The 26,012-nt window shown below is 52.3% G+C and carries 23 protein-coding genes; 4 read left to right on the top strand and 19 right to left on the bottom strand.

Annotated features, from left to right (window positions below):
* Positions 1 to 31 precede the first annotated feature (31 nt).
* From dnaE to rpsB, 16 genes are all read right to left on the bottom strand, one after another.
* Positions 32 to 3,511 carry a DNA polymerase III subunit alpha gene (gene dnaE, locus ABT56_RS03865; RefSeq protein WP_047877555.1) on the bottom strand — a complete coding sequence of 1,160 codons (3,480 nt, stop codon included), beginning with the start codon at positions 3,509 to 3,511 and terminating at the stop codon, positions 32 to 34.
* A 131-nt stretch (positions 3,512 to 3,642) separates the two neighbouring features.
* Positions 3,643 to 4,248 (bottom strand): ribonuclease HII, encoded by a 606-nt coding sequence (gene rnhB, locus ABT56_RS03860; RefSeq protein ID WP_047877554.1) that lies wholly within the window; start codon positions 4,246 to 4,248, stop codon positions 3,643 to 3,645.
* Position 4,249: 1 nt separating this feature from the next.
* Positions 4,250 to 5,389, bottom strand: a complete 1,140-nt coding sequence (gene lpxB, locus ABT56_RS03855) for a lipid-A-disaccharide synthase (RefSeq protein WP_047877553.1) — start codon at positions 5,387 to 5,389, stop codon at positions 4,250 to 4,252.
* 1 nt (position 5,390) lies between these two features.
* Positions 5,391 to 6,179 carry an acyl-ACP--UDP-N-acetylglucosamine O-acyltransferase gene (gene lpxA, locus ABT56_RS03850; RefSeq protein ID WP_047877552.1) on the bottom strand — a complete coding sequence of 263 codons (789 nt, stop codon included), beginning with the start codon at positions 6,177 to 6,179 and terminating at the stop codon, positions 5,391 to 5,393.
* Complete coding sequence (gene fabZ, locus ABT56_RS03845) at positions 6,179 to 6,631, bottom strand: 3-hydroxyacyl-ACP dehydratase FabZ (protein WP_047875842.1); 453 nt, start codon at positions 6,629 to 6,631, stop codon at positions 6,179 to 6,181. Before fabZ ends, lpxA begins: the two co-directional genes overlap by 1 nt.
* Before the next feature lie 109 nt (positions 6,632 to 6,740).
* Complete coding sequence (gene lpxD / locus ABT56_RS03840) at positions 6,741 to 7,760, bottom strand: UDP-3-O-(3-hydroxymyristoyl)glucosamine N-acyltransferase (RefSeq protein ID WP_047877551.1); 1,020 nt, start codon at positions 7,758 to 7,760, stop codon at positions 6,741 to 6,743.
* Between the two features lie 256 nt (positions 7,761 to 8,016).
* Positions 8,017 to 8,526 (bottom strand): OmpH family outer membrane protein, encoded by a 510-nt coding sequence (locus ABT56_RS03835; RefSeq protein ID WP_047877550.1) that lies wholly within the window; start codon positions 8,524 to 8,526, stop codon positions 8,017 to 8,019.
* Between the two features lie 19 nt (positions 8,527 to 8,545).
* The gene (gene bamA, locus ABT56_RS03830; protein ID WP_047877549.1) at positions 8,546 to 10,948 is read right to left on the bottom strand and encodes an outer membrane protein assembly factor BamA; all 2,403 of its coding nucleotides are present in this window, start codon (positions 10,946 to 10,948) and stop codon (positions 8,546 to 8,548) included.
* Between the two features lie 35 nt (positions 10,949 to 10,983).
* The gene (gene rseP, locus ABT56_RS03825; protein WP_047877548.1) at positions 10,984 to 12,339 is read right to left on the bottom strand and encodes a sigma E protease regulator RseP; all 1,356 of its coding nucleotides are present in this window, start codon (positions 12,337 to 12,339) and stop codon (positions 10,984 to 10,986) included.
* Positions 12,336 to 13,532, bottom strand: coding sequence for a 1-deoxy-D-xylulose-5-phosphate reductoisomerase (gene ispC, locus ABT56_RS03820; RefSeq protein WP_047877547.1), 1,197 nt, complete (start codon positions 13,530 to 13,532; stop codon positions 12,336 to 12,338). Before ispC ends, rseP begins: the two co-directional genes overlap by 4 nt.
* A gap of 95 nt (positions 13,533 to 13,627) precedes the next feature.
* Positions 13,628 to 14,476, bottom strand: coding sequence for a phosphatidate cytidylyltransferase (locus ABT56_RS03815; protein ID WP_047877546.1), 849 nt, complete (start codon positions 14,474 to 14,476; stop codon positions 13,628 to 13,630).
* A gap of 132 nt (positions 14,477 to 14,608) precedes the next feature.
* Positions 14,609 to 15,376, bottom strand: coding sequence for an isoprenyl transferase (locus ABT56_RS03810; RefSeq protein WP_047877545.1), 768 nt, complete (start codon positions 15,374 to 15,376; stop codon positions 14,609 to 14,611).
* Positions 15,377 to 15,453: 77 nt separating this feature from the next.
* Entirely contained in the window at positions 15,454 to 16,011 is a 558-nt protein-coding gene (gene frr / locus ABT56_RS03805; RefSeq protein WP_047877544.1) for a ribosome recycling factor, read from the bottom strand.
* 82 nt (positions 16,012 to 16,093) lie between these two features.
* Positions 16,094 to 16,822, bottom strand: a complete 729-nt coding sequence (pyrH, locus tag ABT56_RS03800) for a UMP kinase (RefSeq protein WP_047877543.1) — start codon at positions 16,820 to 16,822, stop codon at positions 16,094 to 16,096.
* A 94-nt stretch (positions 16,823 to 16,916) separates the two neighbouring features.
* On the bottom strand, positions 16,917 to 17,762 hold the full coding sequence (tsf, locus tag ABT56_RS03795) for a translation elongation factor Ts (protein ID WP_047877542.1): 846 nt from the start codon (positions 17,760 to 17,762) through the stop codon (positions 16,917 to 16,919).
* Between the two features lie 115 nt (positions 17,763 to 17,877).
* Positions 17,878 to 18,606, bottom strand: coding sequence for a 30S ribosomal protein S2 (gene rpsB / locus ABT56_RS03790; RefSeq protein WP_047877541.1), 729 nt, complete (start codon positions 18,604 to 18,606; stop codon positions 17,878 to 17,880).
* Between the two features lie 315 nt (positions 18,607 to 18,921).
* Between rpsB and map the strand changes: the two genes are divergently transcribed.
* Both map and glnD read left to right on the top strand, forming a co-directional pair.
* Positions 18,922 to 19,797 carry a type I methionyl aminopeptidase gene (gene map / locus ABT56_RS03785; RefSeq protein ID WP_047877540.1) on the top strand — a complete coding sequence of 292 codons (876 nt, stop codon included), beginning with the start codon at positions 18,922 to 18,924 and terminating at the stop codon, positions 19,795 to 19,797.
* A 142-nt stretch (positions 19,798 to 19,939) separates the two neighbouring features.
* Complete coding sequence (gene glnD / locus ABT56_RS03780; RefSeq protein WP_047877539.1) at positions 19,940 to 22,561, top strand: bifunctional uridylyltransferase/uridylyl-removing protein GlnD; 2,622 nt, start codon at positions 19,940 to 19,942, stop codon at positions 22,559 to 22,561.
* A 134-nt stretch (positions 22,562 to 22,695) separates the two neighbouring features.
* On the opposite strand, the gene ABT56_RS03775 is transcribed toward glnD, so the two are convergent.
* From ABT56_RS03775 to ABT56_RS03765, 3 genes are all read right to left on the bottom strand, one after another.
* The gene (locus ABT56_RS03775; protein WP_047877538.1) at positions 22,696 to 23,157 is read right to left on the bottom strand and encodes a flavodoxin; all 462 of its coding nucleotides are present in this window, start codon (positions 23,155 to 23,157) and stop codon (positions 22,696 to 22,698) included.
* 116 nt (positions 23,158 to 23,273) lie between these two features.
* A complete protein-coding gene (gene truC, locus ABT56_RS03770; protein ID WP_047877537.1) occupies positions 23,274 to 24,017 on the bottom strand; it encodes a tRNA pseudouridine(65) synthase TruC in 744 nt (247 codons plus the stop codon).
* Between the two features lie 6 nt (positions 24,018 to 24,023).
* Positions 24,024 to 24,341 carry a YqcC family protein gene (locus ABT56_RS03765; protein WP_047877536.1) on the bottom strand — a complete coding sequence of 106 codons (318 nt, stop codon included), beginning with the start codon at positions 24,339 to 24,341 and terminating at the stop codon, positions 24,024 to 24,026.
* 202 nt (positions 24,342 to 24,543) lie between these two features.
* Between ABT56_RS03765 and ABT56_RS03760 the strand changes: the two genes are divergently transcribed.
* Both ABT56_RS03760 and ABT56_RS03755 read left to right on the top strand, forming a co-directional pair.
* Positions 24,544 to 25,587 carry a DUF3549 family protein gene (locus ABT56_RS03760; RefSeq protein ID WP_047877535.1) on the top strand — a complete coding sequence of 348 codons (1,044 nt, stop codon included), beginning with the start codon at positions 24,544 to 24,546 and terminating at the stop codon, positions 25,585 to 25,587.
* Positions 25,588 to 25,622: 35 nt separating this feature from the next.
* On the top strand, positions 25,623 to 25,952 hold the full coding sequence (locus ABT56_RS03755; RefSeq protein ID WP_047877534.1) for a DUF3301 domain-containing protein: 330 nt from the start codon (positions 25,623 to 25,625) through the stop codon (positions 25,950 to 25,952).
* Positions 25,953 to 26,012: the final 60 nt, after the last annotated feature.

Genomic DNA, 26,012 nt, shown 5'->3' with positions numbered 1-26,012 from the left:
TCCGTCACCTAACGGCGCATAACGGGTTATATTAATTAAACTCAAGCTCAACTTGCTTCTCACCCAGCAACATTTTCAGATCTGCTATCAATTGATCTGCCGGGGTAACGCGCCATTCTGTTCCCAACGTCAGTTTGGCGCGCGCATTTGAGCGCTGATAGTAAATATTGACCGGCACAGTACCAGCCCGGTGCGGTTCCAGCGCTTGGCTGAAACGCTCAAAAAACTTTTCATCAATTTGCCGTTCAGTGAGCGAGATCGCAACCCCTCTTAGGTGCTTTTCACGCGCATCTGAGATATCAAGCACTTCACGGGCTGACATTTTAAGGCCGCCATTGAAATCATCAAAGCTGACCTGTCCCGAAACCACTAATATACGGTCTTTTTCAATCAGCTCAAGGTATCGGTCAAGCGCCTCGGAATAAAGCATGACCTCCATCCGACCGCTGCGGTCATCCAGAGTCAGCAGACCAATCCGGGTTCCGCGCTTGGTGGTCATGACCCGTGCGGCGATCACCAGCCCGGCCACGCTCACCACTTTGTCACGCCCCGTCGGATGGGCATCCTTCAGTCGCCAAGTCGTGTAATGCTTAAGCTCTGACAGATAGGCATTGACTGGGTGCCCAGTCAAATACAGCCCCAAAGTATCTCGTTCACCCTCTAGCCAGACACTCTCCGGCCACTCAGGGATGTTGGCATAGGCATGCTCAACCTCTTCCGGTGCCTCGGTCAACACCCCGAACATATCCGTCTGGCCAAATGCCTCGGCCTGATGGTGTTGACTGGCAGCCTTGATGGCATCGTCTAATGAGGCCATCAGGGTAGCACGGTTCGGGCCCAGGCGATCCATGGCACCAGATTTGATCAGCCGTTCAAGCACTCGCTTGTTGACCTTCTTAGTATCAATCCGGGCACAGAAGTCGAACAGATCCTTGAAGTGACCACCTTTTTCACGGGCGGCAATAATATTTTCAATCGGGCCCTCGCCCACCCCCTTGATCGCCCCGATACCGTAGACAATAGCCCCGTTGTCATCAACGTTGAAACGGTAAAGGCCCTTGTTAACATCCGGCGGCAGCAATGTGAGCTTCATCCGCAGACACTCGTCAACAAGGCCGACGATCTTGTCGGTGTTGTCCATATCAGCGGTCATTACCGCAGCCATGAATTCTGCCGGGTAATGCGCCTTGAGCCACAAGGTCTGGTATGACACCAGCGCGTAGGCTGCCGAGTGGGATTTGTTGAAGCCGTAACCGGCGAATTTCTCCACCAAGTCGAAGATCTTCATCGCCAACTCACCGTCGACGCCGTTCTTGATCGCCCCCTCCTCAAAGGTGGCCCGTTGCTTGGCCATCTCTTCCGGCTTTTTCTTACCCATCGCACGACGAAGCATATCGGCCCCGCCTAGCGTATAGCCAGAAAGCACCTGAGCGATCTGCATGACCTGTTCCTGATACAGGATGATACCGTAGGTCGGGTCAAGAATTTCCTTCAGTGACTCATGCTGCCACGTCGCATCCGGGTAAGAGATCTCCTCCCGCCCGTGCTTACGGTCGATAAAGTTATCTACCATCCCCGATTGGAGCGGACCCGGACGGAACAGGGCCACCAGGGCGATCATATCTTCGAAGCAGTCAGGCTGCAGGCGCTTGATCAGATCCTTCATCCCGCGAGATTCCAGCTGGAATACCGCTGTTGTCTCCGAACGCTGCAACATATTGAACGACTTGCTATCGGCCATCGGGATCGCGGCGATATTGACCGGCTCTTCACCCTGCGCCTCTAGGCGCGGGTTAATCATCCCCAGCGCCCAGTCGATAATTGTCAGGGTTCGCAGACCCAAGAAGTCAAACTTAACCAGACCGGCGGTTTCCACGTCGTTCTTGTCAAACTGGGTTACCGGGTTGCCCCCTTCCGCATCGCAGTAAAGCGGAGCAAAGTCGGTGATCGTGGTCGGCGAGATCACCACGCCCCCGGCGTGCTTACCGGCGTTACGCGTCACACCCTCGAGAATGCGGCACATATCAATCAGATCTTTGACTTCCTCGTCGGCGTCATAAATCTGCGGAAGCTGCGGCTCGGCATCAAACGCCTTGGCCAAGGTCATGCCCGGCTCGGCCGGAACTAGCTTGGATATACGGTCAACAAAGCCGTACGGGTGACCAAGTACCCGGCCCACATCTCGGATAACTGCCTTGGCCGCCATGGTACCGAAGGTGATGATCTGAGATACCGCATCCCGGCCGTACATCTCGGCCACGTGGTCGATAACCTGATCGCGCTTATCCATACAAAAGTCGATATCGAAATCGGGCATGGAAACACGTTCCGGGTTAAGGAAACGTTCGAACAGGAGGTCAAATTCCAACGGGTCAAGGTCGGTGATATCCAGTGCATAGGCCACTAGCGAACCGGCACCCGAGCCACGGCCGGGACCTACCGGTACCCCGTTATCCTTCGACCACTGGATAAACTCCATTACGATCAAGAAGTAACCGGGGAAGCCCATCTGGTTGATCACCTTGAGCTCGATCTCCAGACGTTTATCATACTCAGGGCGGCGCTTAGCTCGCTCCTCTTCATCGGGGAACAAGAATGCCAAACGGCGTTCGAGACCTTCTTTGGACTTCTCGACCAAGAAGTCCTCGATGGTCATATCACCCGTTGGGAAGTTCGGTAGGAAATACTCGCCAAGTCGAACCGTAACGTTGCATCGCTTGGCAATTTCAACACTGTTTTCAATCGCTTCTGGAATATCAGCGAACAACTCACACATCTCTTCTTCGCTGCGCAAGTACTGCTGGTCGCTATACAGTTTCGGCCGGTTTGGATCGGCAAGGGTATAACCATCATGGATGGCCACCCGGATCTCATGGGCATCGAACTGATCGGCCTTGATAAATCGTACATCGTTGGTCGCCACAACAGGCAGGCCCGCCTCCTCGGCGAGTTCCACCGCAAAATGAAGGTAAGCCTCTTCATCCGGACGGCCGGTACGTACCAATTCGAGGTAATAGGCATCAGGGAAATGCGTCTGGTAAAACGCCACGCATTTGTCGGTTAGTTGCTTGTTGCCCTTGAGCAACGCCTTGCCGACATCACCACTCTTGCCACCGGAGAGCAGAATAAGCCCTTGCTTATGGCCAATGAGCCATTCCTTATCAATCACCGGTAGATGCTGGACGTGGCCACGCTGGTAGGCCTCAGAAATCAACAGGGTCAGGTTCTTGTAACCCTCGTTGTCAGCAGCAAGGATGGTCAAGTCACAAAGCTCATCGCCCATATCGTCAGACATGACTTTGAAATCAGCGCCGATAATCGGCTTCATGCCGGCACCATGCGCCGCAAAATAAAATTTCACCAAACCGCAGAGGTTGGTGAAATCGGTCAGGGCCATGGCAGGCATGCCCATCTCCGCTACTTTTTTTACCAGCGGCGGGACTTTAGACAGGCCGTCGACCATAGAGAAGTCACTGTGGACACGGAGGTGGATAAAACGAGGTTCTGCCATGACTTACCAGAGTTGCGTTGGTGACAAACAAGATGGCGATTATAGCCTAAAGCGCCATCTTCTTCAGCGGCTTTCCCCCCGTGGGGGCGGGCAAAAAACCGCCAGTCGGTATAATGAAGTGTAGCGCGGGATTACTCGATACCGAGAATACGTTTAACCGGCTTGAAACTCTTGCGGTGCTGATCGATCACGCCGTGCTCGGCCAGTGCCTCAAAATGCGCCTTGGTCGGGTAGCCCTTGTGCTTGGCAAAACCGTACTGCGGATACTGGGCATCGAGCTCCTCCATCTCGCGGTCACGGGTCACCTTGGCCAAAATCGAAGCAGCACTGATCTCTGCCACCCGCAAATCACCCTTGACGACGGCCTGCGCCGCCATCGGCAAATCGGGGACCTTGTTACCATCAACCAGAACGAAGTCCGGTGTCACCGATAACCCCGCCACGGCGCGCTGCATCGCAACCATTGTTGCCTGAAGGATATTCAGTTCATCAATCTCCTCCGGCTCACAGCGTCCCAGCGACCAAGACAATGCTTTCTCTTTGATTTCATCAAACAGCACGTTGCGCTTCTTCTCGGTCAGTTTCTTGGAGTCCGTCAACCCTTCAATCGGATTGTCCGGATCAAGAATCACCGCCGCTGTCACTACCGCACCCACTAGCGGGCCACGACCCACTTCATCAACCCCAGCAATAGCACTGGCGAGAGGGTACTCAAAAGGTTCGAATTCTTTAGCCATCTTACTTATCTATCAATTTAAGTACTGCATCAGCTGCCTTGCGGTCAGCATCACAGCGAATCAACTGGTGCAGGCGGGTAAACTCCGCCATCAGCTCGCTATTATCGGCCTCGAGGAAACGGTTAACCTCCGTTGCCAGCTTCTCCGGCGTGCAGTCATCCTGCAGCAGCTCCGGTACGAGTTCGCGGTCAGCCAGAATATTGGCCAGCGAGACATACTTGGTCTTGAGCATCCGCTTAGCCAGCCAAGCTGTCAAAGGCTTGACCTTGTAGCCAACAACCATCGGCCGCTTAACCAGCATACACTCAAGGGCAACCGTGCCTGATGCCAACAACACTGCATCCGATGCGATCATGACATTGCGGGCAGTATCATCCACCAATACAAAGTCGAGTTCGGGCGCTGTATGCTGCCACGCTTGCTCAAACTGGGCGCGGCGCTTTTGGTTTACCAAGGCCACCACAAAACCCAAATCCGGGTGTTGCTGCTTCAGCAAGCGGCAGGTCTCAATGAATGGCGGTGCCAATAACTCCATCTCGCCACCCCGACTGCCAGGCAGCACGGCCAGCCAGCGTTTGCTGCTGTCTAAACCCAGCAGTTGCTGCGCGGCGCGCTGATCGGTTTCCAGCGGGATCGCATCTGCCATGGTATGGCCGATGAACTCACACGGAACATTGAATTTGTCGTAGAAGGCTTTTTCAAACGGCAGGAAGGCCAAGACCAGATTGGTCGCCGCTTCAATTTTGAAGATGCGTTTCTGACGCCATGCCCACACTGACGGGCTGACGTAGTGCACAGTTTTGATCCCGGCATCTTTCAAATCACGCTCCAGGCGCAAGTTGAAGTCCGGCGCATCGATTCCGACAAACACATCGGGCGGGTTATCGGTGAAATACTTGACCAATTCACCCTTAACCTTGAACAGGCGAGGCAAACGGCCTAGGACTTCGACAATCCCCATCACCGCCAACTCTTCCATGTCAAACAAGGTTTCACAGCCTTCGGCCTGCATCCGCGGGCCGGCAATACCGACAAACTCCGCATCCGGATACTGCGCACGCACGGCTTGCATAAAACCGGCACCTAAAATATCGCCGGAGATTTCCCCGGCGACAATTCCTATTCGAAGTGGCTTCGTCATATCAGCGAATAATACCGCGTTCTGAATTATTGATAGCGTCGAGGAAAAGCCCTACCGACGGCCATTCTTCTGCCATTTCAGCCAACACCGGCTTCACTTCGGCCAGTGTCTTACCTGAACGGTAAAGCTCCTTGTATGCACGGCGCAGTGCGTGCAGTTCCGGCTTCTCGAAGCCATTACGCTGCAGACCAACAAGGTTTAGGCCAAATGGCGAGGCATGGTTACCCTGCGCCAATACGTACGGCGGCACGTCCTGAACGACGGCCGAACAACCACCGATGTAGCTGTACGCACCCACGGTACAGAACGGGTGGATCGCCGACAGCGCCATCACGCCCGCGTAATCGCCCACAGTGACATGGCCACCCAAAATCGAGTTATTACCAATATGGGTATGGTTACCAATCACCACGTCGTGCGCCACGTGCGCGTTCACACACAGCAAGTTGTCGTTACCGACAATGGTCACGCCTTTGTCTTGTACCGTACCACGGTGGATCTGAACACTTTCACGGATCACATTGCGATCGCCGATTTCTAGGCGGGTCGGCTCACCGTTGTATTTCTTGTCCTGACACTCTTCACCGATGATGGCGTACGGGAAAACACGGTTCTCGTTACCCATGGTCGTTGGACCTTTGATCACAACGTGGGACATGATCTCGTTGCCTTCGCCGATCACGACATCTTTCGCGATGTAAGTAAACGGACCAACCGTGGTGTTAGCACCGATCACCACACCTTCTTCAATCACCGCTGATGGGTGAATTTGCGCAGTTTCGTGGATCATCAGAATTCTCGTCTTGCACATTTCAGCTCAGCAGAACACACCACTTGGTCGTCCACTTTGGCCACACCGTTGAACATCGCAATGCCACGGCGCTCTTTCAGAAATTCCACTTCGATGATCATCTGATCGCCCGGGCCTACCGGCTTGCGGAATTTCGCGTTATCGATACTTGCAAAGTAGTAAAGCTCATTTTCCGCTGGTGCACCAAATGTTTTGAAAGCCAACAGGCCGGTCGCCTGCGCCATCGCTTCTAGGATCATCACACCAGGAAATACTGGCATTTTAGGAAAATGGCCAGTGAACTGCGGTTCGTTGACCGACACGTTTTTAATCGCCGTCAGGGTCTTGCCCTCTTCGTAATGCGTTACGCGATCAATCATCAGGAACGGGTAACGGTGAGGAAGAAGCTCTTGAATCTCGGTGATATTCAGCGTTTTATTTTCGCTAGTCAAAACTGAATTCCTGTCTTGTCAAAGATTAAAATTATTGTTCAGCTGGAAGTCAACGCGACCCGCTCCGGGCCGGCCGCGGCAAGTGGATACTGACGAATAGTCCGCGCTATCAATCAGCCAGTTTCTTCTCAACAGCTTTAAGACGTTTGTTCATCTCGTCAATTTTCATGACGCGCGCAGCGGTCTTGCGCCACTCTTTGTTTGGCTGAAGCGGGATACCGGAAGAGAACATACCCTTCTCTTCGATGCTACGCATTACCATACCCATGCCGGTGATGGTCACGCCATCGGCAATTTCAATATGGCCGTTGAGCACCGATGCACCACCAATAATACAGTATTTGCCAATTTTGGTGCTGCCAGCAACAATAGTACCACCCGCCATCGCCGTACCATATCCGATCTGCACGTTGTGGGCGATCTGCATCTGGTTGTCGATAATCACGTTGTCTTCAATGATAGTATCTTCCAACGCGCCACGGTCAATGGTGGTACAGGCACCGATTTCAACACGGTTGCCGATACGGACGCTGCCCAGTTGAGGGATCTTGACCCACTCACCTTTGTCATTGGCATAGCCAAAACCATCAGCACCAATAACCGTACTAGACTGCACCAGGCAGTCACTACCCAGTTCAACACGGTGGTAAATAGTTACGTTCGCCCACAGTTTGGTTCGGGCACCGATAACCGCATCTTTGCCGATGAAACAGCCAGCGCCGATCTGGGCATGGTCACCGATACGGGCCCCTGACTCGATCACCGCATTATGGCCAACTGACACACCTTCACCGATAACGGCATCCTCGGCGATATAAGCCGATGGCGCAATGTCGACAGCAGCAGCAGGTGTCGTATCTAGCAGTTGGGCAACCTTGGCAAAACCCAAGTACGGATCGTTCATGATCAACACGTTGCCAGCAAAGCTATCTGCATCATCGGCTTTTAGCATCACCGCCGATGCCGCGCAATCTACCAACTGCTTGCGGTATTTACTGTTTGAAAGGAAAGTAATTTGACCTTCGCCAGCCTGTCCCATCGCAGCAACCGATTCGATCACCACGTCTCCATTTCCACGCAGCTCTGCATCCAGTTTTACCGCGATTTCAGCAAGAGTAATTCCAGCCATTCGTAACCTTTATATTATCTATTCTTTATTGGCGTAGTTATACCAACCGGTAATTCTATCCTGCCAGTTCGCAAACCCAGAATATCATTCCGCTTGGTAAGACCCGTTGAACCCGCCTTTCCCCACCAGCATATCAAAACTGGCGGCCAAACCAGGTAGGTATAAAAACAAAACAAGTCGAAAGATGGAGTTTACCAAAGTCCCCCCCATACTTTCGACTTTAAGCGCTTCTTTCTCGGCAGTTTTGGCAAAAGCCTTACTTAACGGCCGAAATTACCTTAGATGACAGATCATCTTTCGGGTTGGCATAAAGCACAGCATTGGCATCAACCACTAGGTCATAACCTTCGCGCTTGGCAACATCCTGAATCGCAGTACGGATTTTCTTAACCAATTTCTGCTCTTCTTCTGCACCACGGCGGCGCTGATCTTCCTGAAGGGCTTTTGCTTTCAGTTTGTAATCAGCATCCAGTGATGCCAACTCACGCTGGATTTTGGTGCGCTCACTGGCGCTCATCAGCTCGCCATCACGCTTCATCTTCTCGACTTTACTCTTCATGCGGCCTTCGATACCACGCAGCTCGTCGATACGGTCCTTGAACTCTTTACGCAGTTTTTCAGCGACATTATAACGCTGAGCCAGCTGACCCATGGCCTGACCTGTTGCGACATAGCCCACTTTCTGGGCAGCTTCAGCAGCATTGGCATACATTGATGACGATAGAATAACAAGGCTCAGGCCTGCTGCTTTCATCCACTGTTTCAAAAGGTATCTCCTCAAATAATTAGAATGTTCGACCGATGGTGAATGTGAAGAACTCTTCATCGTCACCCTCGTATTTCTTGATTGGCTTGGCAACCGAGAATACAAGCGGCCCCATCGGCGACATCCACTGCAACGCAGCACCATAAGACGCACGAATCAATGACGGATCAGAATAGTCCTGAATGTATCTCGCATCGGTATCATACAAGTCATATTCTGTATCCCACACGCTACCGGCATCCACAAACACACTCGTACGGATCTGGTTACGTACTTCGTCCGATGCCAACGGCGTCGGAACAATCAGCTCGACACTGGCCAATGCCACGGCGTTACCACCGGCTGCATCATCAGTACCGATCAAGTTCGGGTTGTTACCGCCTGAATAATCAAGGTAAATCGCTTTCGGACCTACCGTGTTAGAACGGAAGCCTCGCAGCGTCGAGAAACCACCCGCATAGTAGTTTTCATAGAACGGTAGCAACTGATCACTGCCGTTATCCGTGGTTCCATAACCATTACCGTAGCCCAGGCGGCCGCGAAGCAACAAGCTGAAATCATGATCCTTAGTCAGCGGGTAGTACTGGCGCACATCGTACTGAGCCTTGAAGAACTGGGCGTCCGAACCCGGTACCGTCATACGGAACGAGGCCCGCTGATGGCTACCCGCCGTAGGAAAATAGCCGCGGTTCAAGTTGTTGCGCGTCCATGATACCGACCAGTTGAAATCATCCAGCTCGATCACGTTATCACCGATGTTGAAGCCGTGGATCCGCTTGAATTTCTCGATCTGGTAGTATTCTTGGGTATTGGAGATCTTGTTGTGATCGTAACCGACACCGAACTCGAAGAAGTTTAGCTCATCGAACGGGAAACCCCAGGTCAGACTTGCGCCATAGCTCTGGTTGGTATAGTCCGAGATATTAGCGTCAGACGCTTCAAACTCGTTATAGTAAACCTTGCCGCCCAGACTGATGCCATCAAGGGTGAAGTAAGGGTCACGGTATTCCAGGCTGACGTTCTTCTGGTAGTCGTTCATCATGGCGTTAATGCCAAAACGGTTACCTGTACCAAGGAAGTTATCCTGCTGAATACCGGCCTGGAAACTGATCCCCGACTCGGTACCATAACCGATACCAAAGTTGATATTACCGGCATTGGCTTCTTTGACCGTGTACTTAATATCAACCTCGTCGTCGCTGCCCGGCACTCTGACCGTCTGAACATCCACCGTTTCAAAGAAACCAGTTCTGCTCAAGCGCTCCTTGCCCCGCTCAACCATGCGCGAGTTAAGCCAGCTACCTTCCATCTGACGCATCTCACGGCGCAGTACTTCGTCCTTGGTTGAGGTATTGCCCGAAAAGCTGATATTACGAACATAGATACGCTTACCCGGCTCGACATTAACAATCAGCGATACCTGCTGGCTGTCATCGTCATAATCGGGAATCGTATTAACCTGTGGGTAAGCGTAGCCCAGCTCACCGAGCTTGCGCTTGAGCGCCTCTTCCAATGCCGTCACCTTGGCGCCATTGTAGATATCGCCGCCCTCGATCGTTACCAACTGTTCGAGTTCATCGCGCTTACCGAGCAACTCGCCGCGAATCTGGACATCCTTGATGCTGTATTGATCGCCTTCGTCGATATCAAGGGTAATGTAGACCCCTTTCTTGTCCGGTGAAATAGCCACTTGGGTGGCATCGAGACGGTATTTCAAATAGCCATTATTGAGGTACAAAGAGCGTAGGGTTTCGAGATCCCCAGCCAATACCTGCTTCTGGTATTTTTTGTCGGCGAAGAAATTCCACCACGGCACATCAGCCTGCAGGTTGAATTTATCGCGTAGGTCTTCATCGCTGAATACCTCATTGCCGACAAAGTTAATTTGCTGAATTTGCGCCGAGACCCCTTCGGTAAACACGAATTTAAGGTCGGCACGGTTTCGCGGCAACGGTGTAACAACCGCCTGAACCGACGCATTGTATTTACCGACACTGTAATAGAAGTCTTCCAGTCCCTTCTCTATCTTGCTCAGGGTCGTACGGTCCAGCGACTCACCAACCTGGATACGGGAAGCATCGAGGTTTTCCTTGAGCTGCTCTTCCTTGATCGCCTTGTTGCCAGAGAAAGTAATGCTGGCAATGGTTGGACGCTCCTGCACTTTGATCAGCAAGACGTCCCCATCTCGGAACACTTTGATATCTTCAAAGTTGCCGGACGCAAACAAAGATTGGATCAGTTCTGATACATCCTTTTGCTCAATGGTATCGCCAACCCGAACAGGCATCTGCAGCAACGCCGCACCTAGAGTGACACGTTGCAGACCTTCAAAGCGGATATCATCTACTACAAATTGTTCCGCACTCTGCGCAACACTGCTGCCTAGCAGCATTGATGCAACCAACAGTTTCTTCATCGCCATTACTGTTCTGATTATTCCTTGCTAAAACGCTCTTATTAAAGGCGGGTAAAATCATTAAATAGCGCAACCGCCATTAGTACCACCAAAATGGCGGACCCCACTCTGTAACCTATATCCTGAACACGTTCAGAAACAGGACGACGCGTTACCGCTTCGATAGCGAAGAACATCAAATGTCCCCCGTCCAACACGGGTAACGGTAATAAATTCACAATCCCCAGATTAACACTGATCAATGCCAGGAACCCAAGGAAGTACACTACACCATAATCAGCCGTCATTCCCGCCCCCTTGGCAATGGAAATCGGACCGCTCAGGTTTTTCATCGCAACATCACCGGTAACCAGTTTGGCTACCATATCAAATGTCACCATCACTAACTGCCAGGTTTTTTCTGCGGCTTTACCCACAGCTTCCACCGGGCCGTACTGCAAATTAATCCGGTAAGACTCAGGCCAAGGTTCGACTTTAGGCGCAAATCCGGCATAACCAATAAGCTCACCGTCTTTGCCTGCTTTGGCTTTTGGCTGCAACAACACCGTTACCGGTTTGCCATCGCGACGAACTTCGATATTCATCTCTTTGCCTGGGTGGGCACGGATGGCTTCAACCACCTGCATCCAATCACTCACAGGCTGACCGTTAATTGCGGTAATCTCGTCATTTAACCGTAAACCTGCCGCAATTGCTGCACCATCATCCACAAGTTGTGAAATGGTCAAAGTAATTTTTGGTGAATACGGCGTGATCCCCAAGGTTGTTAGTATCCGCTCACTTTCTGGATCAAACGACCAATTCGTTAAATCCAGCGTCTTTTGAACCTCATACTCACCATCTGGACCACTGACTGTCAGCGTCATTTGCTTGTCGCCGATATGCGAAATCATCGCCATATTGGCGGTTTCCCAGTCTGCGGTTTTGATTCCCGAAATAGACTTTAGTTCCATCCCATCGCGAATTCCCGCTTGGGCCGCGATCGATTGCGGCGCGACCTCACCAATGACCGGCTTCACAGCAGGCACACCGATCAAATAAACAACCCAGTAAGCAAAGATAGCAAACAGAAAATTAGCCAACGGCCCCGCAGCAACAATAGCACTGCGCTGCCAGAGTTTTTTGTTATTGAATGCCTGATTCCGGCGCTCGGGAGCAACTTCCTCAACCCGCTCGTCGAGCATCTTCACGTACCCCCCCAGCGGGATCATCGCGAGGGTATATTCGGTACCATCCTTGCCGACCTTGCGCCACAGTGACTTGCCAAAACCAATTGAAAAACGCTCGACAAACACACCACAACGGCGAGCTACCCAAAAGTGTCCAAATTCATGTACTGCAATCAGGACCCCTAGGGCAATCAAAAACGCGCCGAGGTTCCATAAAAATCCTGTCATAACGCTACCTTACGTATTGCTTCATGTGCCAGTGCCCGAGCCATTCTATCTAGCTCAATCACGCTTTCCAAGTCTGTCGGCTCCGCCCAATCTGCCCGCTCTAGCACTTGCTGGTTAATGGCGGCAATATCGGTAAAGCCAATTTGGTTGGCCAAAAACGCAGCCACAGCAACTTCATTACCGGCATTAAGCGCGGTTGTCGAGGCCTGACCAGCATAACAAGCATCCATCGCCAGTTTAAGGCACGGATAACGGGAAAAGTCCGGTTTAAGGAACGTAAACTCGGCCACCTGGCTAAAGTCTAAAGGTGCAACCCCTGCATCTACCCTTTCAGGATAGGCCATCGCACAGGCAATCGGGGTACGCATGTCCGGCAGGCCCATTTGGGCAATCACCGAACCATCTTTATACTGAACCATCGAATGGATCACCGACTGCGGGTGGATAATCACATCCATTTGATCGCGGCTTGCATTGAACAGCCAGCGGGCCTCGATGTACTCCAGCCCCTTGTTCATCATGGTGGCTGAATCAACAGAGATTTTCGGCCCCATCGACCAGTTCGGATGGGCAATAGCCATCGCTGGCGTCACAGCTGCCAGTTCACTGATCTCCGTATAGCGGAACGGGCCGCCCGAACCGGTCAGCAAAATCTTGCTCACTCCGGCACCCGCCAAATCGCAATGCCCCATATTGCGCTGGATATCGGCTGGCAGGCTTTGGAATATCGCATTGTGCTCACTGTCGACAGGAAGCAATTCGGCACCGTATTCACGGCACGCATCAACAAACATCTGGCCCGACATGACCAAGGCTTCTTTGTTTGCCAACAGAATACGCTTGCCCACTTTCACCGCGGCCATCGTAGGCAACAAGCCGGCCGCACCGACCACCGCTGCCATCACGGTATCAACCTCATCGAGCGCCGCCACTTGGCACAGCCCCGACTCACCAGCCAGTACCTCTGTTTTGATATTGTGCTGCTTGAGCATCACTGCCAAAGCCGAAGCCGCCTTGTCACACGCCATCGCAGCATACTTCGGACGCCACTGCTGGCATAGTTCGAACATTTTCTGGCTGTTACTACCTGCAGCCAAAGCCACCACGTCGAACAAATCAGGGTTTTGGCTGATCACAGCAAGAGTGCTGCTACCAATAGATCCCGTCGCACCAAGAATCGTTAACTTACGCATAATATCACTAACAACAGTTACTAAATTGAATAGGCCGTTGAGCCAAGGAAGCCCGTAGAGTAAGTCTCTACTTACCGCTACGGGCTGATTCTATCTTATACTAACCACAGATAGAGCAGGGCGAAAATAGGAAGGGCAGCCGTCAAGCTGTCGATACGGTCAAGAATGCCACCATGACCGGGAAGAATGCTGCCACTATCTTTGATGCCAGCAACACGCTTAAACATACTCTCAACTAAATCACCCATTACCGACGCGATAACGGTGATCACCGCGATAGTAAGCAAGCTACCCGCTGAGCTAAATGGGATCGCCATAAGCGATGCCAGCCCCCAAGTTACCACGACAGCCAAAGCTGCACCGCCGACCAAGCCTTCGATAGTCTTGTTCGGGCTCACTGAGGGTGCCATCTTATGTTTGCCAAAATTCTTCCCGGCAAAGTAGGCACCGGTATCTGCCGCCCACACAAGGAAACAGACCAACAAAACCAGTTGGGCACCGTAATACGGCGAATCAGGGTAATTGACGGCGCGTAGCATCAGCACGCTCCAGAAAAAAGGCAACAGCGTCAGCAAGCCAAAAAGATGTTTGAAAAAAGAGTAATTAGACCACAATCTGACACTTGAGGGATAAGTGACGGTTAGCAGTGCTGCAACCAGCCACCAGAGGCCACCTGCCAGCAGGATGCCCTTATGGGTAGAAGCCAGAGCAGAAAGAGCCTGCGGGTCTGTAGGGATAACCAATAGCGATCCCAACAACGCAATCACAGGCACAGCCATTGCCAACTTGCGTGATTTCGTTTCGACAAACTGGGTCCACTCCCAAAAGCCCAGCAAGGTTATTGCTGCCATCGCGGCAATAAACGCAGGGAATGGCAAAAAGAAAATGCCTGCAATAACCAAAGGAGCGAGGATTAGAGCGGTAATGATACGTTGCTTTAGCAAACTACGTCCTCTCAATTCTTATCATTAATTCGGCCACATTACCTGTGGCTCTATGGTTACCCCTGTAACCAGAAAAGGCATCCGCAGCCCAATGGCTCATAGCAGGATGCCCTAATCAAATATGTATCTCTCTTATTGAGGATCCATTAACGCTTGAATTTGCTCACCAGTACAGCCAAAACGGCGTTCACGATTGACAAACCAAGCCACCGCGTCCGCCAAGCTGCTTTCATCGAAATCAGGCCAGTGACGCGGGGTAAAATACAATTCTGCATAGGCGGTTTGCCATAGCATAAAATTACTTATCCGGCATTCACCACTGGTGCGGATCAATAGATCCACATCCGGCAACCCGGCTGTAGACAGCCCTTGCGAGAGCATCTTTTCGTTAATATCCGATGCCATCAAGCCGCCGTCAGCCGCTTGTTGGACAAGGCGCTTGGCCGCTTGCAGTATATCCCACTGGCCACCGTAATTCGCGGCGACATTGAGTGTCATACCGGTATTGTCAGCCGTCAGTGCTTCAGCCTCAGCAATTTTCCGCTGAAGGCGCTCGCTAAAACGCGCGGTATCACCTATTACTTGTAGACGGATATTGTTCTTGTGCAGGCGTTTGACTTCGCGTCCCAGCACGGTAATGAACAGCTCCATCAGCAGTGAAACTTCGTCTTCCGGGCGGCGCCAGTTTTCACTACTAAATGCAAACAGTGTTACGACCTGAATACCCAGTCGCTTGGCGGCTGAGACGGTCTTACGTACGGCTTCAACGCCCGCTTTATGGCCAAATACGCGAGGCTTCCCTTTGGCCTTGGCCCAGCGACCATTCCCATCCATAATGACAGCAACATGCTTTGGCAAGCTATCGGCACAAAGTGCAGGTTCGATGTTGTGCTCTGCCATACATCTCCCTCAAAAAAAAGCGCTGTGCTGCCCGCACAGCGCTCTAGACAGTTTCAAGCTAAAAGAAGACCGAAGTCTTATACTTCCATCAGCTCTTTTTCTTTTGCTTCCAAGATCGCGTCGATGTCCTTAACGGCAGCATCAGTCAGCTTCTGGATGTCATCCTGTGCACGGCGATCATCATCTTCAGAAATTTCTTTGTCTTTCAGCAAGCCTTTAACGTCAGCGTTAGCATCGCGGCGGATGTTACGTACAGCAACACGGCCCTGCTCTGCTTCAGCACGTACGATCTTAACAAGATCACGACGACGCTCTTCGGTCAGTGCTGGCAACGGAACACGGATAACCGTACCTGCAGACATTGGGTTCAGGCCTAGATCTGACATCATGATTGCTTTTTCAACTTTCTGAGTCAGTTCTTTGTCGAATACAGTGATTGCCAGTGTACGCGAATCTTCAGCGATTACGTTAGCAACCTGACGTAGCGGTGTGTTTGAACCGTAGTACTCAACTTGGAGACCGTCTAGCAGGCTTGGGTGAGCACGGCCAGTACGAACTTTAGATAGCTGGCTTTTTAGCGCTTCAACGCTTTTGCCCATACGCTCTTTAGCGTCTTGTTTAATTGCATCAATCACGATTTAAACCCTTAATGATTCGGATAACGAGGAGGAGCCGGTATGCTCCCCCGCAAGCAGGGCCTAAGCCCTGCCATAGAACTTATTGGTTGCTGATCAGCGTACCTTCCTGCTCACCCATCACCACGCGGCGAAGTGCGCCAGGCTTGTTCATGTTGAACACGCGGATTGGCATACCGTGGTCACGTGCCAAAGTAAAGGCAGCAAGATCCATCACTTTAAGTTCTTTCTCAAGAACGTCCTGATAACCAAGCTTATCATAAAGCACTGCATCTGGGTTTTTAACTGGATCTTCTGTGAACACGCCATCAACTTTTGTCGCTTTCAGCACGACATCGGCCTCGATTTCGATACCGCGTAGACACGCTGCCGAGTCGGTTGTGAAGAACGGGTTACCAGTACCGGCAGAGAAAATTACCACGCGGCCCTGACGCAACTGGCTGATTGCATCTGCCCAGTTGTAGTTGTCACACACACCGTTTAGAGGAATTGCTGACATCACTCGAGCGTTCACATAGGCACGATGTAGAGCGTCACGCATCGCCAGGCCGTTCATTACGGTTGCCAGCATGCCCATGTGGTCGCCCACAACTCGGTTCATACCTGCTTCTGCAAGGCCGGCACCGCGGAACAGGTTGCCGCCGCCAATCACCAGGCCAACTTGCACACCTAGCTCGATCAGTTCCTTGATTTCCTGAGCCATACGGTCAAGAACTTGTGCATCAATACCAAAACCTTCTTCACCTTGCAGCGCTTCGCCACTCAGCTTAAGCAGAATTCGTTGATAAGTCGGTTTAGGATTAGTGGTCATTAGAGATACCTTCCAGGCTTACAAATTAAGATATGGAGTTGTAAAAAGACCGCAGCCAAGGCCACGGTCTTCTTTTTAAGCAATTCGCGAAAGATTAACCTTTCTGCGCAAGTGCTACTTCTTCAGCAAAGCTCAGGCCTTCTTGTTTCTCGATACCTTCACCTACTTCTAGGCGAACGAAAGTAGAAACAGTTGCGCCAGCTTCTTTTAGAACTTCGCCAACAGTTTTCTTAGGTTCCATGATGAATGGCTGGCCAGTTAGAGAAACTTCGCCAGTGAACTTCTTCATGCGGCCTTCAACCATCTTCTCAGCGATTTCTTGAGGCTTGCCTTCGTTCATCGCGATCTCAACCTGAACTTCGCGCTCTTTAGCAACGACTTCAGCTGGAACGTCAGATGGGTTCACGTATTCTGGCTTAGAAGCCGCTACGTGCATAGCGATGTGCTTAAGAGTTTCGTCGTCGCCGTTACCAGCAACAACTACAGCGATACGTGCGCCGTGAGAGTAAGCAGATACTTTCTCACCAGAGATGTATTCTGCACGACGGATAGAGATGTTCTCACCGATCTTAGCAACAAGAGCAACACGCTGCTCTTCGAATTGAGCTTGAAGCTCTTCAACTGAAGCTTGGCTAGCTAGTGCTGCGTCAGCAACTTCGTTAGCGAATGCTAGGAAGTTACCGTCTTTAGCAACGAAGTCAGTCTGGCAGTTTACTTCAACAAGTGCTGCTTTACCGTCAGCATCTTTGATGATGATAGTACCTTCAGCTGCTACGTTACCTGCTTTTTTAGCAGCCTTAGCAGCACCGCTCTTACGCATGTTTTCGATTGCTAGCTCGATATCAGCATTAGCTTCTACTAGGGCTTTCTTACAATCCATCATACCTGCGCCAGTACGCTCACGCAGTTCTTTAACTAGGGCAGCTGTAACTGTTGCCATTGTTATATCCTCAGTTTTGAATACTTGGTGTAAAAATCAGGGGCCATGATCGGCCCCTGGTAACCATTCTTAGTTTACACAAGGTAACTTAAGATGCTCAAAGGAGCTTTGGCTATTACTCAGCTTCTACGAAACCGTCTTGCTCAGCTTGAGCAACGATATCTTGGTTGCGAGCTTCAGTTACAGTTTGAGCTACTGCGCCAGTGTAAAGCTGTACTGCGCGGATTGCGTCATCGTTACCAGGGATAACGAAATCAACGCCGTCTGGGTTAGAGTTAGTATCTACTACTGCAAATACTGGGATACCCAGGTTGTTAGCTTCTTTAATTGCGATGTGCTCGTGATCAGCATCGATTACGAATAGAGCGTCTGGTAGGCCGCCCATGTTCTTGATACCGCCAAGTGACTTCTCAAGCTTCTCCATTTCACGAGTACGCATTAGCGCTTCTTTCTTGGTTAGCTTGTCGAAAGTACCGTCTGTAGACTGAACTTCAAGGTCTTTTAGACGCTTGATTGACTGACGAACAGTTTTCCAGTTAGTCAGCATACCACCCAACCAACGGTTGTTTACGTAGAACTGGTCACAGTTAACTGCAGCTTCTTTGATTGATTCGCTGGCTGCACGCTTAGTACCAACGAAAAGAACCTTGCCCTTGCGAGCAGCAATCTTGTTGATTTCTGCTAGAGCGTCGTTGAACATTGGTACAGTTTTCTCAAGGTTGATGATATGAACCTTGTTACGAGCACCAAAGATGAACGGCTTCATCTTAGGGTTCCAGTAACGAGTTTGGTGACCGAAGTGTACACCAGCCTTAAGCATGTCGCGCATTGATACAGTTGCCATTGAATATTCCTCTATGGGGTTAGGCGTCCACATATCCCATCTTACCGACCCAGAATAACGCCAAGCGTTACAGCCTCGCGAAAAGCTGCTGGGCACCCCGGAAGATGTGCCGATATGTGTGAGTGATTAAATAAGGTTTTCGTAATGTGAATAACTGAATCGAAACCCAATTACCCAATTACGGCGCGCTTTATACCATATTTTAGCAACCAAAATCCAGCCTAAATCTATCCACTGGCAATGTTCCGGTTTCCATCCACCGCCCTCGCTGATACCATATGAGGGATAGAAAACAGTCAACGTAGAGAAGATTGAATGAGCATTAAGATCAAAACGGCTGAAGAAATTGAGAAAATGCGCGTAGCAGGCAGCCTAGCCGCCGACGTTCTGGAGATGATCGAACCTCATATCAAAGAGGGTGTGACCACCGACGAGCTGAACCAAATCTGCCACGATTACGCATTGGAACGAGGCGCCTACTCGGCCCCGCTCGATTACCACGGCTTCCCGAAATCTATCTGTACGTCGATCAACCACATCGTATGCCACGGCATTCCAGCCAGTCAGGACGAAATGGGCAGCAACGGCCAAATGAAGCCAGCTGTACTTAAGAACGGTGACATCATCAACGTCGACATCACTGTAATCGTACCAAACGATCCTGACGCCGATCTGAGCGTACGTCCTGAAGGCTACCACGGCGACACCTCGAAGATGTTCTTCGTTGGCGATGTCACTCCGGCTGACAAGCGCCTGTGCCGCGTAACACAAGATGCCCTGTATGAAGGTATGCGCCAAGTCAAGCCAGGCGCAACAGTGGGCGATATCGGCACCGCAATCGAAAAATTCATCAAAGCCAACAACAAGAAAAACCCACTGCAGAAATACTCCATCGTGAAAGATTTCTGTGGCCACGGTATTGGCTTTGAGTTCCACGAAGAGCCTCAGGTTGTCCACTACCGCAACAGTGACCGCACCAAGCTAAAAGCAGGCATGTGCTTCACCATCGAGCCAATGATCAACGCCGGCCGCTTCGGCTGTAGCGTCGATGTTGCCGATGACTGGACTGTCTACACAGCGGACGGCAAGAAATCAGCCCAGTACGAGCACACAATTGTCGTGACTGATACCGGCTGTGAGGTTCTGACCCTACGCAGAGACGACACCATTCCTCGCATGATGCACAACTAAGCCTCATTCGTTGATCAAACCGGCCTCCACGGCCGGTTTTTTATTGCCTCTCTTTTTATCGCTGCAACACAAACCCAATTAGGCTGTTTCAAACCGAGCGTGTTAGGGTTATATCAATATCCATCAATGCGCACGGACAGCAATGACACTAATCCCGCTCCTCTTAGCAACTGATTCGGCAGAGAGCCGCACCGATACCCTGCGTGAGGCCCTCGAAAACTTCACAGCCCAACAGAAAGCGCAATTTATCGCTCATGTTCCGGTCACTACACTCGTCGAAGCCCGCGCAGGCTTTATTGACCGACTACTGACCGAACTATGGGGAGTGTTCGGCCTTGATGGCCACCCAACGCTGTCACTTGTTGCCGTCGGCGGCTACGGACGGGGTGAGCTACACCCATTATCAGATGTTGATATCCTGCTACTCAGCCAAGAGCCTCTTGACGAAGCCACCGGCAACCTCGCCAGCGCATTCCTCACCCAGTTGTGGGATCTCAAGCTTGATATCGGCCATAGCGTTCGCACCATTGACGAATGCATCGCCATCGGTCGCGAGGATCTCACCGTCGCCACCAACTTGCAGGAATCACGCTGGCTATGCGGCAATAGCGACACCTTCCTAGAGCTTGAAGAACGGGTCAACGACGGTAGCTTCTGGCCCAGCGATAGCTTCTATCAAGCAAAACTGAACGAGCAGAAAACCCGCCATGCCCGATACCACGATACCACCTACAACCTGGAACCCGACATCAAATCCAGTCCTGGCGGGCTGCGGGATATCCACACCCTGAGCTGGGTGGCCCGACGCCATTTCGGAGCCACGAGCCTATTGGAAATGAGTCGATTCGGCTTTCTGACCGATGCCGAGTACCGCGAACTGGTCGAGTGCCAAGACAGTCTGTGGCGGATCCGCTTTGCCCTTCATAGTGAACTACGCCGCTACGATAACCGCCTGACCTTCGGCCACCAAGCCTCGGTAGCCGAACTGCTCGGCTACCGCGGAGAAGGCAACCGCCCGGTCGAAATGATGATGAAAGATTTTTACCGAACCCTACACCGGGTTGCCGAACTCAACAAAATGCTACTGCAACTGTTCGACCAGGCGATCCTCAATAAGGGTGCGGAGCCTGATGCAATCCTGCTTGACGCGGACTTCCAACTGCGCGGCCAACTGATAGAGGCAACCAAACCCGCCCTGTTTCAAGCCCGGCCCGAGACAATTCTCGATATGTTCCTCCATATTGCCCGTAACTCGGAGATCGAGGGCATTGCCGCGCCGACCCTGCGCCAGCTGCGCACTGCCCGTCGCCGCCTCAACCGCTTCTTGATTGACATCCCGGCCGCGCGGGAGAAATTCATGGAGCTGGTGCGCCAACCCAACTGCCTACAGCGCGCCTTCCGCCTGATGCACCGTCACGGTGTGCTCTCTACCTACCTGCCGCAGTGGAGTCAAATCGTCGGTCAGATGCAGTTCGACCTGTTCCACGTCTACACCGTTGACGAACACACGGTCCGGCTGCTCAAGAATCTCAACAAGTTTGCCAACCCAGAAAATAGACAGCGCCATCCGATCTGCTGCGAAATCTACCCTCGGATTGCCAAAAAAGAAATCCTGCTGCTGGCCGCTATTTTCCACGATATTGCCAAGGGCCGTGGCGGTGACCACTCGGAGCTCGGCGGGATCGATGCTTATGAATTCTGCCTGCTGCACGGCCTGTCCAAGCCCGAAGCCAACTTAGTCAAATGGCTGGTCAACCAGCACCTATTGATGTCGGTAACCGCCCAACGCCGCGATATCTACGATCCCGAGGTGATAACAGCCTTTGCCAAGGAGGTCCGTGACGAAGAGCGCCTCGACCACCTTATCTGCCTGACGGTCGCTGATATCTGCGCCACCAACCAAGAACTGTGGAACAGCTGGAAGCGTACCTTGCTGGCCGAGTTGTACTATTCGACCCAGAAAGCGCTGCGCCGAGGGCTGGAAAACCCGCCTGATATGCGCGAGCGGATCCGCCACAACCAGCAAATGGCCTCGGCCCTGCTCCGCAGCGAGGGGTTCCCCCAACGCGACATCGACGTCCTCTGGCAACGGTTCAAGGCTGACTACTTCCTACGACACACCCATAAGCAAATCGCCTGGCATGCCGAGGCTATCCTCAACCATCAGGATCATGACAAGCCATTGATTCTGGTCAGCGAAAAAGCCTCTCGCGGCGGTACCGAGGTTTTCGTCTACTGCCAGGACAAAGCCAAGCTGTTCGCCATCGTGGTGACGGAGCTAGACAAGAAAAACCTCAACGTCCATGATGCCCAGATCATGACCAGCAAGGACGGCTATGCTCTCGATACCTTTATGGTTCTGGATCAAAATGGCCTGACACTAAGCGAATCTCGCCAAAATACCGTACGCCGGGCTTTGGTCAGCGCGCTGACCCACATGAAATCCGAGCGCAAGCGCAAACGCCCACTGCACAAACTTCAGCATTTCAATGTCCCGACCCAGGTCCATTTTCTACCGACAAAAACAGGGAACAAAACCATGATGGAGCTGGTCGCCCTTGATATGCCGGGGCTGCTGGCCCTGATCGGTTCGGAATTTGCCCGCCAAAAAATCAGCCTGATGGCCGCCAAGATCACCACGATCGGCGAACGGGCCGAGGACTTTTTCATCGTCACCAATGCCGATGGCGAACAGCTAAGTGAACAAGAACAGCAGCAGCTAAAAGATGCCCTGATAGCAAGGCTTGCCAAGCAGCCGTCATGATTTCAGGTAGGTTGCAGAACCGGAAATAATGCAGGAAGGTAAAAAGAAGGTATCAGTAAACAAATACGATAAAATGCGCGCGGCATGCCCGCGCGACGAATATGGGGTGCTGAGGATGAAAACGCATGCCAGGTTTAGGCCGCCTCGGCCTGAACCAGCCACTCCTGTAGCCACGGCATAACGACCTCCAGTGGATCAAAATGGATGCAAGCATCCACATCGAGACGGGGGGCCAACGGCTTGGCCTGTAGCTCGGTAAGCAAGGTATCGAACTGACGGCCAGCACCACAATAGCGGTCCTCACCGTAACTCGAATCGCCCATTGCCACCACGCCATAGCCCAGATCGGGCAGCAACGGGAAATGATCCCTGAGCATCTGGAACAACGGCAGCAGGTTTTCGGGGATCTCGCCCTGTCCGGTGGTCGAGGAAATCACCAGCACCCTGTCGCTGCGATAGCCAAGGAACTCATCGAGCGTCGCTACCGTAAACATTTCGGCCTCGTGGCCCTGAGCGGTCAAGAATTCCGTCACCGCATCAGCGACGTCTTCGGCACCGCCGAAAACCGAACCGACAAACACCCCTATCCTTGCCATTTCCGCTCTCCCTTGTCATTTCACCACCGCGCAAATGTGACTACGCGCCTTTTCAATCAGTGTGGTACACATCATGGGGAATAGCCAAGTCCATCGAAACAGATCGCGACAGAAGCCTACTCGCCGTCGGCAGCCATCAGCGATAGCGGCCAATCGAAAGCATCCATGACCCGACACCAGGAGGCGTCGACACCCGCGCGGATATCAAGCATCTCGCCAGTAACAGGGTGGCTGAGCTGCAGCCGAGATGCATGAAGCATCAAACGGTGGCAGTCATAGTGATCTCGAAAACTGCGATTATGGCGACCATCACCGTGGTTTACATCACCGATAATATGATGGCTAAGGTGGTGCATATGGCGGCGAAGCTGATGCTTGCGGCCTGTTTCCGGCAGCATCTCTACCAAGCAGTAACGGCTAGTCGGATAGCGACCAATCGCAATATCGGTCTGAACGGTGGCCAACGGCGCGTAGGCCGTTACCGCAGGCTGCGCCTCTTTGTCCTGATCTGCGTGCTTGTCGGCAATTTTGTCGAGCTCTTCTTTGAGCGGGTAATCCAACACCGCTGCTTCTCGGATCCAACCACGCACGACAGCATGGTAGGTCTTCTTGATTTCACGGCCGGCAAACTTCGGCATCATTTGCGACGCCATCTCGCTCGACAAGGCAAACAACAACACCCCCGAAGTTGGCCGATCCAGTCGGTGAAGAGGAAAGACATGCTGACCAATTTGGTCGCGGAGGGTCTGCATCACAAACCGGGTCTCGTGGCGATCCAGCCAACTGCGGTGCACCAACATGCCAGCCGGTTTGTTAACAGCCACCAGATACTCATCTTGGTATAAAATCTCGAGCTCCATTGCGCCCTACTCTCCAAATAATCGGTCAATATTACGTGTCACGGCCACGATAGCCTGATGCCCGTCGATCCCCTGCAGCGCCTCTTCGACATAAGGGGAAATTGCCATTGCCGAAGGCAACGGAAGCCGATTCTCCACCAGCATCCCCATCCGAGGAATAAATATCCACTGTAACCACTGGCTACAGCTCAGGGTATCAATGGCAAACGGCTCGGTGCTGCTCAACGCCTCTGATGATGGCGGAGACGACTCCCACAACCCGAGCGAAGACAAGGCTGCAGCCAGCTCCGTCAGATCGCGCTGGCATTGCTGGTAAGTATCCATATCCACTCCTGTTACGGCATTTAGCCACCAGACAAGGCCACCAGGTGGCCATACAGTGCGGAGCCCAAAAACCAGGCCTCGCCAAAGGGGGCGAAGAATAGCATTTTGTCGACCTCCGCCCAACACAACCTTGGGAATTTGTCCCTGTCCAAATCCTCTCTCTGATATACTCGAACCTCGATTTGGAACTTTGAGTATACCCATGGATAAATTTCACACCCTCACCGAGCTACTAGACAATGCCGGCTGCCAGTACAAGATTTTCGATCTAGGTCGCCGGGTCTGTGAAATCAACACCGAGCAGTTCAAGGCGGTCGAAGACAACCGTCAGCCTTATCCATGGCCCTTGCAACAACACGCCCACCTTGCAATCTCATTCTGGCAGGCCGGCAGCCCGCCGTGGATCTGGTTCCTTCGCCTGCCGCTCGACGAACGCGGCCTATTAAAACAAGCTGCCGTTGGCGACTTCATCAAATACGTCATCGAAGCGATGGGGGCTTCTCTCAGTCAGACCCCAACCGAAGAAGAACAGGAAAAACTGGCTGCCAACCCTTATACATTCAAGCCGACCGATGACAAAATGGCGATTTTCCACGCCCAGATCCGTTGTCAAATCGCACTGCCTGCCAGCCAATACTATGAACATGCCCAGCATTACATGAGTGGTGCTATCGGCTGGAATAACTGGCAAGGCGTCGGCCTGCAAGGGCTTGCGGATATCTGTGCCCGTCTGGATCAGGAAAACAATACAACGCTGATCAGGAAAGCGATCAGCAATATGCCGCTGTCACCGTTGTATGCGCTGCTCGGCTGCCTTGAGCACTGCCAACTGCCCAACTCATTAGCCAAGCGCCTAGCGGAACGCCTTGCTGCCGAGATCGCCGTCACAGAGCCCGATCTCTTTTTGATCAGTGCCCTGATCCGCAGTCTTGCCGGCACCGAACCCGCACTACTGAGCCAGGCATTGCACCAGATCCTAAGCCAACCGGCCCTGTGCCACCGTGAAATTCTCATTGCCATTGCCGGCCGCTGCTGGAACGGGCTCAATGACAGCAAGATCGCCGAAGATTTCCTGCTACGATTGGCCGAATGTGGCGACCAGGCCCTGTTCAACCAGTTATTTGCCGATCTCGTCATGCTACCGGCATTGCGTGGCATGATGTTGCAATTACTGCACGGGCAAGCCAACCCGGCACTGGTTGCCGCTATCGCAAAGCTACAGCAGCATGCCCGGGGCCAGCAGTAATTCCCGGCCTTTAATGACAAGGAACGCCACCCTATATGGATAACCTACTAGGTATTATGCTACTGGCCTTGGTCAGCTACCTGTTCTGGCAGCAACGGCGTCAGGCCGAGCTAGCCCAACAATGCATCCACCAACGCTGCGAGCAGCTCGGGCTACAACTGCTGAGCATTGCCCGCGGCAACCATCGAGTCAAAGATCCCAAAGGCCGTTGGTATTGGCATACCGTTTATTGGTTTGAATTTTCCGCCGATGGCGTCGATGCCTATCAGGGTTATATGATCATGAAGGGATTTCGCGCTGCGGGGTTTCATATTCCGCCACACCGAATGCCGGAGAGCCGAGAGCCTGACTACTGGCAAGGGTAATACGAAAAAAGCCATGGCAATGCCATGGCTTAAAAAAGAGCGGGCGCAACTTGCGTTGCG

It is taken from the genome of Photobacterium aquae (assembly GCF_001029445.1).
GTDB lineage: Bacteria > Pseudomonadota > Gammaproteobacteria > Enterobacterales > Vibrionaceae > Photobacterium > Photobacterium aquae.
The sequence above is the reverse complement of the archived record's forward strand: the minus strand, read 5'-3'. Positions and strand labels throughout refer to the sequence as shown.